This is a genomic window from Amycolatopsis sp. NPDC045836, assembly GCF_056431745.1.
In genome coordinates this window covers 401004-415131 of record NZ_JBWKKF010000001.1, presented here as the reverse complement: position 1 = coordinate 415131, position 14128 = coordinate 401004, and the positions used below count along the sequence as shown (strand labels likewise).

Below are 14128 nucleotides of genomic sequence, written 5' to 3'. Positions count from 1 at the left end.
TCAAGCGATCCCCGCCTCCTCCACGGCCAGCCGGTAACCCCGCTTGACCACGGTCTGCACCAGTTTCCCCTCACCCAGCGAAGTCCGGAGCCTGCCGACCGCCGTCTCCACCGCGTGCTCGTCGCCCCCGCCGGGCAGCGCGGTCCTCAGCTGCCGCCGGGAGACCACCCGCCCCGGTTCCTCCGCGAGCGCCCGCAGCACCGCCAGTTGCGCCGGTGCCAGCGTCCGCAGCTCACCGTCGACCACCACCGCCTGCCCACGCAGTTCCACCGCCCGCCCGGCCACCCGCCAGCCCGGCACGCGGTCCAGCAGCGCCTGCGACAGCGTGCGAGCCAGCGCCCCGATCCGGGACCGCTCCGGCTGCACGGTCGGAATGCCCAGTGCGGCGAACGGCGCGGCGGTGATCGGGCCGACGCAGGCCACCACCACCCGCCGGGTCAGCGCCTCCACCAGCGCCGCGTACCGGCCGGTGCGCCTGGCCACGGCGAACGTGCTCGCCGCGGCCGGTGCGCTGGTGAACGGCATCGCGTCGATCCCGCCCTCCAGCACCGCATCCAGCAGCCGGTCCAGCGGCCCCGGATCGGCGGGCCCGACCCACCGGTACACCGGGATCTCGATCACCTCGGCCCCGGCGGACCGCAGCGACTCGACGAAGAACGGCAACGGCTCGCCGTGCAGCTGGACCGCCACCCGGCGGCCGTCCACCCCGGAAGCCAGCAGGTGCTGCAGCAGCTCGGCGTTGCTCTCCGAGTCCGGTGAGTACGCCTCCACCAGCCCGGTCGCCCGCACCGCCCCCTTCGCCTTCGGCCCGCGTGCCAGCACCTCGGCCTCACCGAGCCGGGCGAGCACGGCGTCGCCGAGCCCCCAGCCCTCGGCCGCCTCGATCCAGCCGCGGAACCCGATGCCGGTGGTCGCCACCACCACGTCGGGTGCCTCGTCGAGCAGCCGCCGGGTGGCGCCGAGCAGTTCGGTGTCGTCCGAGAGCGGCACGATCCGGATCGCCGGGCCGTACCGCACGGTCGCCCCCTTGCGCACGAACAACGCGCCCAGTTCGTCGGCCCGGCGCGCCGCCGTGATGCCGACGGCGAAACCGGCCAGCGGTGGCAGGGCCGTCACGGCCCGCCCACCTCCACCGTGCCGCCGGCCACCCGCACCGGGTAGCAGGCCACCCGCACCCCCGGCTCGTCCAGGCACTGCCCGGTGGCCAGCTCGAAGCACTGCTTGTGCATCGGCGAGGCCACCACCGGCACGCCGCCCCGGTCCCCGGTGATGCCGCGGGAGAGCACCGCCGCCCCGCTGAACGGGTCCACGTTGGACAGGGCGAACACGGCGTCCCCGGTCCGGAAGACGGCCACCTGCGTGCCGTCGGGCAGCAGCGCGGCCACCCCGGCACCCGGCGGCACCTCGCCGACCGGGCACACGGCCGTCCAGGTCGGTTCCCGCATCACGGTCATCGTGCAGCCACCTCCGGCAGGCCCAGTGCGACGGGCACGTTCTGCTCGCGTTCGACGCGGAAGGAGATCGTCGGGTCCGGGGTGCCCGGCGCGTTCACGAACGAGGTGAACCGCGCGAGCTTTTCGGGGTCTTCCAGCACACCGCGCCATTCGTCGGCGTAGGTGTCCACGTGCTTGGCCATCGCCGCGTCCAGTTCCTCGCAGATGCCGAGGCTGTCGTCGACGATCACCTCGCGCAGGTGGTCGAGACCGCCCTCCAGCTCCTCGATCCACGGCGCGGTGCGCTGCAACCGGTCGGCGGTGCGCACGTAGAACATCAGGAACCGGTCGATCGTCCGGAACAGCGTCTCGGTGTCCACATCGGACACCAGCAGCCGCGCGTGCCGCGGGGTGGTGCCGCCGTTGCCGCCGACGTAGAGGTTCCAGCCCTTCTCCGTGGCGATCACGCCGAAGTCCTTGCCGCGGGCCTCGGCGCATTCACGCGCGCACCCGGAGACCGCCGCCTTGAGCTTGTGCGGCGAGCGCAGCCCGCGGTACCGCAGTTCCAGTTCGACGGCCATGCCGACGCTGTCCTGCACCCCGTACCGGCACCAGGTCGAGCCGACGCACGACTTCACCGTGCGCAGCGCCTTGCCGTAGGCGTGCCCGGACTCGAACCCGGCGTCCACCAGCCGCCGCCAGATCGGCGGCAGCTGGTCCACCGTGGCGCCGAACAGGTCGATCCGCTGCCCGCCGGTGATCTTGGTGTACAGCCCGAACTCCTCGGCCACCTCGGCGATCACCTTCAGCTTCGCCGGGGTGATCTCGCCACCGGGGATGCGCGGCACCACCGAGTACGAGCCGTTGCGCTGGATGTTCGCCAGGAACCGGTCGTTGGTGTCCTGCAGGGTGGCCTGCTCACCGCCGAGGATGTGGCCGTTGCCCAGCGTCGCCAGGATGGACGCCACGGCGGGCTTGCACACCGCGCAGCCGGTCCCGGTGCCGTGCCGGGAGATCAGCTCGCCGAAGGTGGTGATCCGGGTGGCGCTGACGATCTCGAACAACTCCGCGCGGGAGAACGAGAAGTGCTCGCAGAGCGCCTTCGACTGCTCGACGCCGCACGAGTCCAGCAGCTTCGCCAGCATCGGCACGCACGAGCCGCACGCGGTACCCGCCCGCGTGCAGGTCTTGATCTTCGCCACGTCGGTGCACTCGTGCTCGAGGATGGCGTCGGTGATCGCGGCCTTCGTGACGGCGTTGCAGGAACACACCTGGGCGTCCGGCGGCAGCGCGTCCACGCCGGCACCTTCGCCACCACCCGCCGGGGAGAGCATCGACCCGGGTGACGCGGGCAGCGCGCGCCCGACGAACGACCGCAGCACCGTGTACTGCGAGGCGTCGCCGACCAGCACGCCGCCGAGCAGCGTTTTGCCGTCCTCGGAGACCACCAGCTTCTTGTAGTGACCGTCGATCGAATCGGCGAAGGCGACTTCCCGCGCGCCCTCGGTGGCCGCGTGGGCGTCACCGAAGCTGGCCACGTCGACACCGAGCAGCTTCAGCTTGGTCGACGTGTCCTGCTCGCCGAACTCGGCGTCCCCGCCGAGCAGCTGCGCGGCGACGATCTCCGCCATGGTGTACCCGGGCGCCACGATGCCGTACACGCGGTCCTCCACCGCGGCGCACTCGCCGATCGCGTACACGGCCGGATCGCTGGTGCGGCACCGGTTGTCCACCAGCACCCCACCGCGCCCGCCGACCGCCAGCCCGCTCGACCTGGCCAGTTCGTCACGCGGCCGGATGCCCGCCGAGAACACCACGAGATCCAGGTCCAGCTCGGTGCCGTTGGCCAGCTTGGCGATCAGCCGGTCGCCATCGGGCTCGATCACGCTCGCCGACGTTCCGGTGTGGACGGTCACGCCGAGCGCGGTGACCAGGTCGCGCAGCAACCCGGCACCACCGTCGTCGACCTGCAACGGCATCAGCCGCGGGCCCATCTCGACCACGTGCGGTGAGAGACCCATGTCCCGCAACGCCTTCGCGGCTTCCAGTCCGAGCAGGCCACCGCCGACCACCATCGCCGACCGCCGGCCCCGGCTCGCCCGGCCCGCCGCCTCCCGGATGGCGTCCAGGTCTTCGATGGTGCGGTAGACGAAGCAGCCGGGCAGGTCGTGCCCCGGCACCGGCGGCACGAACGGCTTCGAGCCGGTCGCCAGCACCAGCGCGTCGTAGGACTGCTCGTGCCCGGCCGCGGTCCGCACCAGCTCGCGGTCCCGGTCCACCGCCACCACCGGATCACCGAGCCGCAGCTCCACCAGCGGGTCCCCGGCGTAGTCGGCACCGGGCAGCGCCAGCGCAGCGGCGTCCCAGCCGTCCACGTAGGAGGTCAGGGCGACCCGGTCGTACGCCGGGCGCGACTCCTCGGCCAGCACGACCACGCGCCAGTCGCCCCCGCCCGCCCGCACCGCTTCGACCAGCCGGTGGGCGACCATGCCGTGCCCGGCGACAACCAGTGTCCGCATTTGCTGCTCCTCCCGGTGGATGAGTTCAGACCCCGGCCCCGGCCAAGGCGGGGCTCGGCGAACGCAGGCCCTCCCGGCGCAGGTAGACCGCCCAGGTGACGCCCGCGCAGATCAGGTAGAACACGCAGAAGCCGACGAACGCGGGCACCCCGCCGCCGGTGCCGGCGAACGACGCGCGGAAGGCCAGGTTGATGAACAACCCGCCGATCGCCCCGATCGCCCCGGCCAGCCCGATCAGCGCCCCGGACAACCGGCGTGCCCGCAGCAGTTCCGCCGTCCGCGGGGCACCCGCCTCGATCGCCGACCGCGCCTTCGCCCGGAAGATCGCCGGGATCATCTTGTAGGTGGACCCGTTGCCGATGCCGGAGAGCACGAACAACAGGATGAACGCGGTGGTGAACAACGCCAGCGAACCGGCGTTGGAGGCGAGGATCGCGCCCAGTGCCGCCACCGCCATGCCGCCGAAGGTCACCAGCGTCACCTTCGCGCCACCGACCCGGTCGGCCAGCGTGCCGCCGACCGGCCGGATCAGCGAGCCGATCAGCGGGCCGAGGAAGGTCACCGCCGCGGCCTGCAACGGCGTCCGGCCGAACTGGTTCTGCAGCACCAGCCCGAAGGCGAAGCTGTAGCCGATGAACGAGCCGAAGGTGCCGACGTAGAGGAAGGACATCACCCAGGTGTGCCCGTCCCTGACCACCTCGCGCATGGCCCCGGTGTCCCCGCGCACGCTGGCGAGGTTGTCCATGAACAGGTAGGCGCACAACGCGGCCACCACGATCAGCGGCAGGTAGACGTATAGCACGAGCCGCGGCGCCATCGCCCCGGCGGTACCGATCACCAGCAGGCCGACCAGCTGGATCGCCGCCACGCCCAGGTTCCCGCCACCGGCGTTCAGCCCGAGCGCCCAGCCCTTGAGCCGTTCCGGGTAGAAGGTGTTGATGTTGGTCATCGACGAGGCGAAGTTGCCGCCGCCGACCCCGCCGAGCGCGGCGACCAGCACGAAGGTGGTCAGCGGGGTACCCGGTTCCACCACGATCGCGGCCAGCAGGGTCGGCACCACCAGCAGCCCGGCGCTGGCCACCGTCCAGTTGCGGCCGCCGAACCTGGCCACGGCGAAGGTGTAGGGCACCCGCATCAGCCCGCCGACCACGGTCGGGGTGGACACCAGCAGGAACTTGTCCGCCGCCGAGAAGCCGTATTCCGGCCCCATGAACAGGACCATCACCGACCACAGCGTCCAGATCGAGAAGCCGACGTGCTCGGCGAAGATGGAGAACCACAGGTTGCGCCGGGCCACCCGCCTGCCGGTGCTCTCCCAGAACCCGGTGTCCTCCGGGTCCCAGTGCTGGATCCAGCGTTTCGTTCGCATGTATCGCCTTTCAGGAGGTTTCCGCGAGCCAGGAGGTGATGCCCCGCACGGCATCGGCACAGCCACCGCAGCCGGTGGTCGCCCTGGTCGCCGCGGCCAGCGCGGGCACGTCGGTGGCCCCGCCGCGCCACTGCTCGACCAGCCGGCCCTTGGTCACCGCGTTGCACCGGCAGACCACCGCGGTGGCGGGCAGGCTCGCCGGGCTCACCGTCGAGGCGGCCACCGCCTCGGCCCCGGGCAGCGCCCGGCCGAGCAGCAGCGGGAGCCGGTCCTCGGGCAGCCGGGCACCGCGGTCGTAGAGCTGGGTCAGGTTCGCCGCCGCGTCGGGCAGGCCGAGCACGATCGCCCCGGCCACCTTTTCCCCGCGCACCAGCAGCTTCGCGTACCGGCCGCGGGCCGGGTCGGACACGCTGAGCACCTCGGCCCCGTCGGCCCCGTCGGCTTCGGTGTCGCCGAACGCCGCCAGGTCCACCCCGCGGGCCTTGAGCCTGGTCACCACCGGGGTGCCGCGGTAACGCGCGGCGGCGTTCTCACCGGTGACCAGGTCGGCCACCACGGCCGCCTGTTCCCAGGCCGGTTGCACCAGCCCGGACACCGTGCCGGGGTGCTGCGCGCAGTCACCGATGGCGAAGATCCGGCCGTCGCTGGTGCGCAGGGAGTCGTCCACGACCACCCCGCGGTCGACGGCCAGCCCGGCTTCGGCGGCCAGCGCGGTCTCGGCCCGCACCCCGGCGGACACCACCACCAGATCCGCCTTGACGTACGAGCCGTCGTCCAGCTTGAGGCCGTCACCGGGCAGGTAACGGGCGGCGGTGGCACCCAGCCGGAACTCGATGCCGAGCCCGCGCAGGGTTTCCGCGAGCACCCGGCCGCCTTCGGGGTCGAGCTGGCGTTCCATCAGGTGCCCGACCGGGTGCACCACGGTGACCAGGTTCCCGCGTCCGGCGAGCCCGCGGGCGGCTTCCAGGCCGAGCAGCCCGCCGCCGAGCACGGCCACCGGCGCGCCGACCCCGGCGGCACCGAGGATGCGCTCGCAGTCACCGAGCCCGCGGAAGGCGACCACCCCGGGTGCCGGTTGCCCGGCTTCGGTGGTCAGTCCCTCCACCGGCGGCAACCACGGCGCGGCCCCGGTCGCCAGCACCAGCGCGTCGTAGTCCACAGTGGACCCGTCGGCCAGTTCGACCCGCCGGGCGGTGCGGTCGAGCCGCCGCACGGTCGTGTCCAGCCGCAGGTCGACGTCGTTCTCCTTGGCCCACTCGGTGTCGTGCAGCCACACCGAATCCGGGTGCATGGTGCCCGCGACCACGCCGGAGAGCAGCACCCGGTTGTACGCGGGGTACGGCTCGGCACCGAGCACGGTCAGCGCGACGCGCGAGCTGTCCGCGTCCCGGTGGCGGATCTCCTCGGCCACCCTGGCGCCGGCCATGCCGTAGCCGACGACCACCACGTTCCGGCTCATTCGGCACCCGCCAGCCGGACCGCGCACACCTTGAACTCCGGCATGCGGCTGGTCGGGTCGAGCGCCGGATTGGTCAGCAGGTTCGCCCGCTGCTCGCCGGGGAAGTGGAACGGCACGAAAACCAGGTCGGGCCGCATCGACGGCACGCAGCGCACCCGCGCCCGCACGGCACCGCGCCGCGATTCGACCGCGGCCCAGTCGCCGTCGGCCAGCCCGGCGCGGGCCGCGGTGTCCGGGTGCACCTCGACGAACGCCTCGGGCACCGCGTCGGCGAGTTCCCCGATCAGCCGGGTCTGCGCGCCGGACTGGTAGTGCTGGAGCACGCGGCCCGTGGTGGCCTGCAACGGGAATCCGGCGTCGGTCGGCTCGGCGGGACCGCGGTGGTCGACCGGGTGGAACCGCGCGCGGCCGTCGGCGTGCGCGAACCGGTCGAGGAACACCCGCGGGGTCCCGGGGTGGTCCGGCTCCGGAACCGGCCAGTGCAGCCGTTCCCCGGCCCGCAGCCGGTCGTAGGTGACCCCGGAGTAGTCGGCGAGCCCGCCCCTGGAGGCGGCTCGGAGTTCTTCGAACACGGTTTCCGCGTCGGCCGGGAACCGGCCGTCCGGTTGCCCGAGCCTGCTCGCCAGGTCCGAGAGCACGTCGAGATCGGTGCGGACGCCGTCCGGGGGATCGATCACGCGGCGGCGGAACAGCACCCGCCCCTCCAGGTTGGTCATCGTGCCCTCCTCCTCGGCCCACTGCGTGACGGGCAGCACAACGTCGGCGAGCGCGGCGGTCTCGGACAGCACCAGATCGGCGACCACCAGGAAGTCGAGCGCCCCCAGCCGTTCGGCCACGCGTGCCGACCGCGGCGCCGAGACCAGCACGTTGCTGCCGAACACCAGCAGCCCGCGCGGCCCCTGCTCGGTGCCCAGGGCGTCGAGCAGTTCGCAGGCCGAGCGGCCGGGACCGGGCAGGGAAGCCGGCGGCACCCCCCACACCCCGGCGACGTGCGCCCGCGCCGCCGGGTCGTCGATGCGCCGGTAACCGGGCAGCTGGTCGGCCTTCTGCCCGTGCTCGCGCCCGCCCTGGCCGTTGCCCTGCCCGGTCAGGCAGCCGAACCCGGAACCCTCGCGGCCGGGCAGGCCCAGCGCCAGCGCCAGGTTGATCCACGCGCTGACCGTGTCGGTCCCGCTGGCGTGCTGCTCGGTGCCGCGGGCGGTGAGCACGTAGGCGTTGCGCGCCTCGGCCAATCGCGCGGCCACCGCCCGCTGGTCGGCGGCCGACACCCCGGTGATCCGCTCCACCCGTTCCGGCCACCACGCCGCCGCGATCCGCCACACCGCGGCGAACCCGGTGGTCCGTTCGTCCACATAGGACTGATTGAGCAGGCCGTCGGCCACCACCGCGTGCAGGATGCCCAGTGCCAGCGCCAGATCGGTGCCGGGCGCGGGCTGCAGGTGCAGTTCGGCCAGTTCCGCGGTCGGGGTGCGGCGGGGGTCCACCACGACCAGCCCGCGCTTGAGGTACCGCGCGAACGGCGGCATGGTCTCGGCCGGGTTCGCGCCGACGAGCAGGATCGCGTCCGCCTCGGCCAGGTCCGCCAGCGGGAACGGCAGCCCGCGGTCCAGCCCGAACGCCCGCATGCCCGCCGCGGCCGCGGAGGACATGCAGAACCGTCCGTTGTAGTCGACCTGCGAGGTGCCGAGCGCGACCCTGGCGAACTTGCCGAGCAGGTAGGCCTTCTCGTTGGTCAGCCCGCCGCCGCCGAACACCGCGTTCGCGTCGGCGCCGTGCTCGTGCTTCAACCGCGCCAGCCGGGTGGCGACCAGGTCGAGCGCCGCGTCCCAGCTCGCCGGGCGCAGTTCACCGCCGACCCGGATCAGCGGCGTGGTCAGGCGCGACGGCGAACGCAGCAGCGTGCCCGCGGTCCAGCCCTTCTGGCACAACCCCCCTTCGCCAGCCGGTGCCGTCCGGGTGTCTTGTACGGCCATGGCGCACTGGAGTGCGCAGTAGGGGCAGTGCGTGACCGTGTGGGGCTCGGTCACCGGAACGATCGTCGCAGTCACGGGCCCTCCCTTCCGCCTCGGCCGTAAATCGACGGTAGGGAGCGCTTGTTACTCGAAAGCGACCGAATGTTTCATTCGTTTGACATTGCCCGGGCGATTGCGGGCAAGTGGCGGTGAGGTTCCCGCGCGTTCAGAGCAACGCGCTGACTTCACCGGCGGCGATCCGCAGTCCGTCCAGGGAGGACGGGGTGAACCGCGGCTCCAGCGCGATGATCGCCAGGCGGAAGAGGGTGGCCCGCAACACCAGTTGTGGCCATTCGGGCAAATGCGCCCAGCGGCGCAGCAACCGGGGGTCGGCGCCACCCCAGGCGAGCGCGTCGACGGTGGCCACCGCGGCCCCCCATTCCGCGGGGCGGAAGTACGGTTCGAAGTCGACGATGCCCGGTGGCCCGTCCCCGTCGAAGAGCACCCGCCCGAACAGTTCGCCGTGCACCAGCTGGTCGTGCCCGCGCACCGGCTGACGGGCCCCGGCGAGCACCTCGAACCAGCCGCCGCCCTTGCGCTCGTCGAGGTCCGGCTCGAGCTCCTCCCAGGCCATCCGGTCGGCGACCGCGTAGACGTCCTGGCGGGTGGCGAGGAAATCCGGGCGCGGCTCGTTCGCCGTCGCCTGGTGCAGCTTCAACGCGACGAGCACCACCTCGTCGTACCGCGGTTGCGGGGTGCCGGGGAGGAACCGGCACGCCGCCCAGCCGGCCACGATGGACCGCCCGTCGCTGGCGCGGACCGGCCGGGCGACCCGCACGTCGGGCAGCGAAATGCGTTCCATCGTGCGGGCCTGCCACAGCGTTCTCGCCCGGTCGCGGACCGGTTTGAGCACCAGCTCACCGCACCGCCAGCCGGGGCTGCCGGGCATCGGCTCCGGTTCGGCGCCCTTCGCCCCGAACGCCGCCACGACGTGCGGCGGCGGGGGCTGGCGTCGCGGAGCCGGGGTGGTCACATCCCGCACGTTATCGCGGGATGAACCGATCGTCAGTACGTCGGCAGGCTCGGGTCGACCTGGCGCGCCCAGGCCAGCACCCCGCCACCGAGGTGGGTCGCGTCCTTGAACCCGGCCTGGTGCAACGCGGCCAGCGCCTCCGCCGAGCGCGCCCCCGACTTGCAGTGCAGCACGATCGGCTTGTCCTGCGGCAGTTCGGCCAGCGCCTCCCCGGACAGGATGCGGTCCTTCGGGATCAGCTTCGCGCCCTTGATGTTGACGATCTCGTACTCGTGCGGCTCGCGGACGTCGATCAGCTCGAAGTTCTCGCCGTTGTCGAACTTGGCCTTCAGTTCGGGCGCGGTGATCGTGCTGTTCGACGCGGCCTGCTGCGCCTCGTCCGAGACCACCCCGCAGAACGCCTCGTAGTCGATCAGCTCGGTGATCTTCGGCGTGTCCGGGTCCTTGCGGATCTTGACCTCGCGGTAGCGCATCTCCAGCGCGTCGTAGCTGATCAGGCGGCCGAGCAGCGGCTCACCGATGCCGGTGATCAGCTTGATCGCCTCGTTGACCATGATCGAGCCGATCGACGCGCAGAGCACGCCGAGCACGCCGCCTTCGGCGCACGAGGGCACCATGCCGGGGGGCGGCGGCTCGGGGTAGAGGTCGCGGTAGTTCAGCCCCTTGCCGTTCGGCGCGTCCTCCCAGAACACGCTGACCTGGCCCTCGAACCGGAAGATCGAGCCCCAGACGTACGGCTTGCCGAGCAGCACCGCGGCGTCGTTGACCAGGTAGCGGGTGGCGAAGTTGTCCGTGCCGTCGACGATCAGGTCGTAGTCGCGGAAGATCTCCAGCGCGTTCGAGCTGTCCAGCCGATCGGTGTGCAGGTGGACCTTGACGTTCGGGTTGGTCTCGGCCAGCGACTCCTGCGCCGAAGCGGCCTTCAGCTTGCCGATGTCGCCCTGCCCGTGGATGACCTGGCGCTGGAGGTTCGATTCGTCGACCACGTCGAAGTCGACGATGCCCAGCGTGCCGACCCCGGCCGCGGCCAGGTACAGCAGGGCCGGGCTGCCCAGCCCACCGGCGCCGATGACCAGCACCTTGGCGTTCTTCAGCCGCTTCTGCCCCTCCATCCCGACATCCGGGATGATCAGGTGACGGCTGTAGCGGGCCACCTCGTCCTTGGTGAGCTCGGCGGCCGGCTCGACGAGCGGCGGCAGCGTGCCTGACATCGTGGTGGACCTCCATCTTCGCGCAGCGTTCTCGCGTTCCACTATGCCTAACGCACGCCCGCCGCCCGGTCTTCCCCCGGTCCACCTGGTGGGAAGGGGTTGCGCTCAGCCCGCCTGGGCCCCCGGGTTCGGGAAGCTGTTCGGCTTGCACACCTTGCCGTCGGCGGGCACCGAGTTCCGGTCGCCGCCGGGCACGTTGTTCAGCCGGGCCACGTAGTCGTTGTTCACGCCGAAGCTCTGCTGCATCATCACCGGCGCCAGGTCGCCGTCCTTGGCGCAGCCGGTGTGCCCGTGGCCCAGCGCGTGCCCGACCTCGTGGTTGATCGCGTACTGGCGGTAGGCCAGCAGGTCCGAGCTGAACGCCTTGGCCCCGCGCACCCAGCGGGACAGGTTGATCACCACCTGCTTGGTGTCGCCCTTGCGGCAGGACGCCTCGTACGGGATCGACGAGCCGCAGATCCGCTTGGCGGTGTCCGAGGTGGTCAGCGCCACCTTGAAGTCGGGTGCCGGGTCGCTGTTGTCCACCCGCTGCAACCGCAGCTGGCCGCTGCCCGCCCAGCCGCGCGGGTCCTGCGACAGGATGCCCTGCACGGTGGTGGCGAAGGTGTCCTCACCACCGATGTCCTCCGGCGCGATGCCGTCCTCGATCTCGATGGTGTACTTCCACAGCTTCCCGCCGCTGCCGAACGGCTCGGACTTGCCCGGCACCACGTGCCAGCTGCCCTGGCCGGTTTGCGTGTACGGCTTGCCATCGGGCAGGTCGGCGGTGGGGATGTTCAGGTCCATCTGCGGCGCGGGCAGCTCGGCACCGGCCGGTGGGGCGTCGCCCTCGCCGTTGGTCCCGGTGCCTTCGCCGCCGGACATCGCGGTGCCGGTCTGGTCGGCCGGCGGGGTCTCCGGCGGGCTGGTCGCGGTGTCGAACACCACCAGCGCGGTGATCACCGCCAGCACCGGCAGCGCGTACATCCGCCAGCCGTAGGTCCTGGCGAACCCGCCCTTGCGCTTCGGCGCGGCCTCCGGTTCCTCCTCGCGGGGGTTCCAGGACGCGCTCAGCGGTTCCGCGGCGGTCCGGCGGCCGCCGGGGCGGTAGCGCTCCTCATCGGTGCGCACGGCCCGCCCCTGGCCCGTGGAGTAGCTCCCGGACCGGTCCGGACGACGAGCCGACTGGGCCGAAGGCGGGTACGGCGGGCGTTCACCGCCACCTCGCGCCCCATTCGTCACCCGGTTCACCACGCGTCCAGGGTGCCATATCCAAAACGTTATGCCGTCGCCGACCGGCGCCCGAACGGGTTACCAGGCACCGGATTCCACGCGCTCCCACATGCCCAGCACCGCCTTGGCCACGGTGTTCGGCCGCTCCATCTGGGCCACGTGACCCGTTCGAGGGAGCACCAGCAGCCGGGCCCGGGGGACCAGCGTCGCCGTGCGTGACGCGCGTCGCACCGAAATCACCCGATCCTGCTCACCCCACACCACCAGGGTCGGCGCGGCGACCTCCGCGGCCGCCGCCCACAGCGAGGCCGGGCCGCGGCTGAACCAGGCGCGGAGGATGCCGAAGGTGCTGCGGGCCATCGCGGGCGCCGCCCAGGCGAACTCGGCCCGCGCGCTGTGCTCCTCGGTGAGTTCGGCGAGCCGCTGCTCGGAGAACCCGCTCGGATCGGCGAAGCACAGCTTGATCACCTGCTTCGCGCGCTCCTCCGCCCCCAGGGCGGCGAGCGCCTGGCGGACGCGCTTGCCGACGAAGGGCAGGTAGGCCAGCGCCATCCGCGGGTCGGACAGCCTGCGGTGGTCCAGCCTGCGGTCGGGCACGGCCGGGGAGATCAGCGTCAGCGTGCGCACCAGCTCCGGCCGCCGAGCCGCGACCAGCAGCGCGATCGCCCCGCCCATCGAGTTGCCCAGCAGGTGCACGGGCCCCTTGCCGAGGCCGCCGACGAACTCGGCGAGCAGCGCGGCGTGCGAGTTCAGCCCGAAGTCGAACTCCGACGGCGGTTCGGAGAAGCCGAACCCGGGCAGGTCCACCGCGATGCCACCGGCGAACGGCGCCAGCAGCGCCGAGAGCTCGGTCCAGTTCGTCGACGACCCGCCGAGGCCGTGCACGTAGACCGCGACGGGCTCTTCCGCGCCCGGCGTCCGGCGCACGTGCAGGGACAACCCGCCGACCGACTCGGTTTCCCCTGGCCACGGCGCTACGTGCGAGTCGAGCGACGGCAACGGGGTGGTGGTCAGCGGCACGTGGGTGATCGGCGTTCTGCCGTTGGAGGTGGTCGGCGGCACTCGTCCAGAATGCCTGATGTGGCCGGACGCTTGGCGTTTGCCGAGTACCGGCGAGTAATGTCGGGGGGACGCCTCGGCCGTGGTGACCCCCACGCGGGGCGGAGATGGTCTGGAGGGACTGATGACGGAAGCGGCTCAAAGCACCCAGCGAACGCAGGTGCGGCTGCCTCGCACGGAACGGCGTGCCCAGCTGCTCACCGCCGCCCAGCGGGTGTTCGCCGCGAACGGCTACCACGCGGCGGCGATGGACGAGATCGCCGAGCAGGCCGGGGTCAGCAAGCCCGTGCTCTACCAGCACTTCCCCGGCAAGCTCGACCTCTACATCGCGCTGCTGGAGAGCCACGTCGACGAGCTGGTGCGGCGGGTGCGCGCGGCGCTGGACTCCACCACGGACAACAAGCAGCGCGTCCCGGCCACGGTCGGGGCGTTCTTCGACTTCGTCAACGGCGACGCCGGCGCGTTCCGGATGATCTTCGAGTCGGACCTGCGCGGGGAACCCGCCGTGGAGAAGGCGGTGGACCGGGCGACCTCGGCCAGCGTGGACGCGATCACCGAGACGATCACCTCGGACGCCGGGCTCGACGAGGACCGCGCCCGGCTGCTGGCCGTCGGCCTGGTCGGGCTGAGCCAGGTCAGCGCCCGGTTCTGGCTGGCCAACCACAGCTCGATCAGCCGCGAGGAAGCCGTCGCGCTGACCTCCACCCTGGCCTGGCGCGGCATCGGCGCCGGTTTCCCGCTCCAGCACCCGTGACCCGGCGGGGGGGGCGCGGCCGCCCCCCCCCCCGAGGGATCCCGAGGGGGCGGGGAACAGTACCCCTTCCAACGTGAGGGAGGTCCCGGACACCCCCCCGGCGGGCTCTTCAGGGAGAACGTGCCCC

General features: G+C 72.5%; 11 protein-coding genes. 1 reads left to right on the top strand and 10 read right to left on the bottom strand.

Annotation, left to right across the window (positions count from 1 at the left end):
* From AC07EG_RS02030 to AC07EG_RS01985, 10 genes are all read right to left on the bottom strand, one after another.
* Positions 1 to 1116, bottom strand: a complete 1116-nt coding sequence (locus AC07EG_RS02030) for a uroporphyrinogen-III synthase (protein ID WP_478251075.1) — start codon at positions 1114 to 1116, stop codon at positions 1 to 3.
* Complete coding sequence (nirD, locus tag AC07EG_RS02025) at positions 1113 to 1454, bottom strand: nitrite reductase small subunit NirD (RefSeq protein WP_478251074.1); 342 nt, start codon at positions 1452 to 1454, stop codon at positions 1113 to 1115. Before nirD ends, AC07EG_RS02030 begins: the two co-directional genes overlap by 4 nt.
* Entirely contained in the window at positions 1451 to 3952 is a 2502-nt protein-coding gene (gene nirB / locus AC07EG_RS02020) for a nitrite reductase large subunit NirB (protein WP_478251073.1), read from the bottom strand. The genes nirD and nirB overlap by 4 nt, the downstream gene beginning before the upstream one ends.
* Before the next feature lie 25 nt (positions 3953 to 3977).
* Entirely contained in the window at positions 3978 to 5321 is a 1344-nt protein-coding gene (locus tag AC07EG_RS02015) for a nitrate/nitrite transporter (protein WP_478251072.1), read from the bottom strand.
* 10 nt (positions 5322 to 5331) lie between these two features.
* Positions 5332 to 6780 carry an FAD-dependent oxidoreductase gene (locus AC07EG_RS02010; protein WP_478251071.1) on the bottom strand — a complete coding sequence of 483 codons (1449 nt, stop codon included), beginning with the start codon at positions 6778 to 6780 and terminating at the stop codon, positions 5332 to 5334.
* Complete coding sequence (locus AC07EG_RS02005; protein ID WP_478251227.1) at positions 6777 to 8753, bottom strand: molybdopterin oxidoreductase family protein; 1977 nt, start codon at positions 8751 to 8753, stop codon at positions 6777 to 6779. Before AC07EG_RS02005 ends, AC07EG_RS02010 begins: the two co-directional genes overlap by 4 nt.
* A 205-nt stretch (positions 8754 to 8958) precedes the next feature.
* A complete protein-coding gene (locus AC07EG_RS02000; RefSeq protein ID WP_478251069.1) occupies positions 8959 to 9765 on the bottom strand; it encodes a TIGR02569 family protein in 807 nt (268 codons plus the stop codon).
* A gap of 32 nt (positions 9766 to 9797) precedes the next feature.
* Positions 9798 to 10976, bottom strand: coding sequence for an adenylyltransferase/sulfurtransferase MoeZ (gene moeZ, locus AC07EG_RS01995; RefSeq protein WP_478251068.1), 1179 nt, complete (start codon positions 10974 to 10976; stop codon positions 9798 to 9800).
* A 105-nt stretch (positions 10977 to 11081) separates the two neighbouring features.
* Entirely contained in the window at positions 11082 to 12086 is a 1005-nt protein-coding gene (locus AC07EG_RS01990; protein WP_478251067.1) for a DUF3152 domain-containing protein, read from the bottom strand.
* Between the two features lie 180 nt (positions 12087 to 12266).
* Entirely contained in the window at positions 12267 to 13187 is a 921-nt protein-coding gene (locus tag AC07EG_RS01985) for an alpha/beta fold hydrolase (protein WP_478251226.1), read from the bottom strand.
* Between the two features lie 184 nt (positions 13188 to 13371).
* Between AC07EG_RS01985 and AC07EG_RS01980 the strand changes: the two genes are divergently transcribed.
* On the top strand, positions 13372 to 14001 hold the full coding sequence (locus tag AC07EG_RS01980; protein WP_478251066.1) for a TetR/AcrR family transcriptional regulator: 630 nt from the start codon (positions 13372 to 13374) through the stop codon (positions 13999 to 14001).
* Positions 14002 to 14128 lie beyond the last annotated feature (127 nt).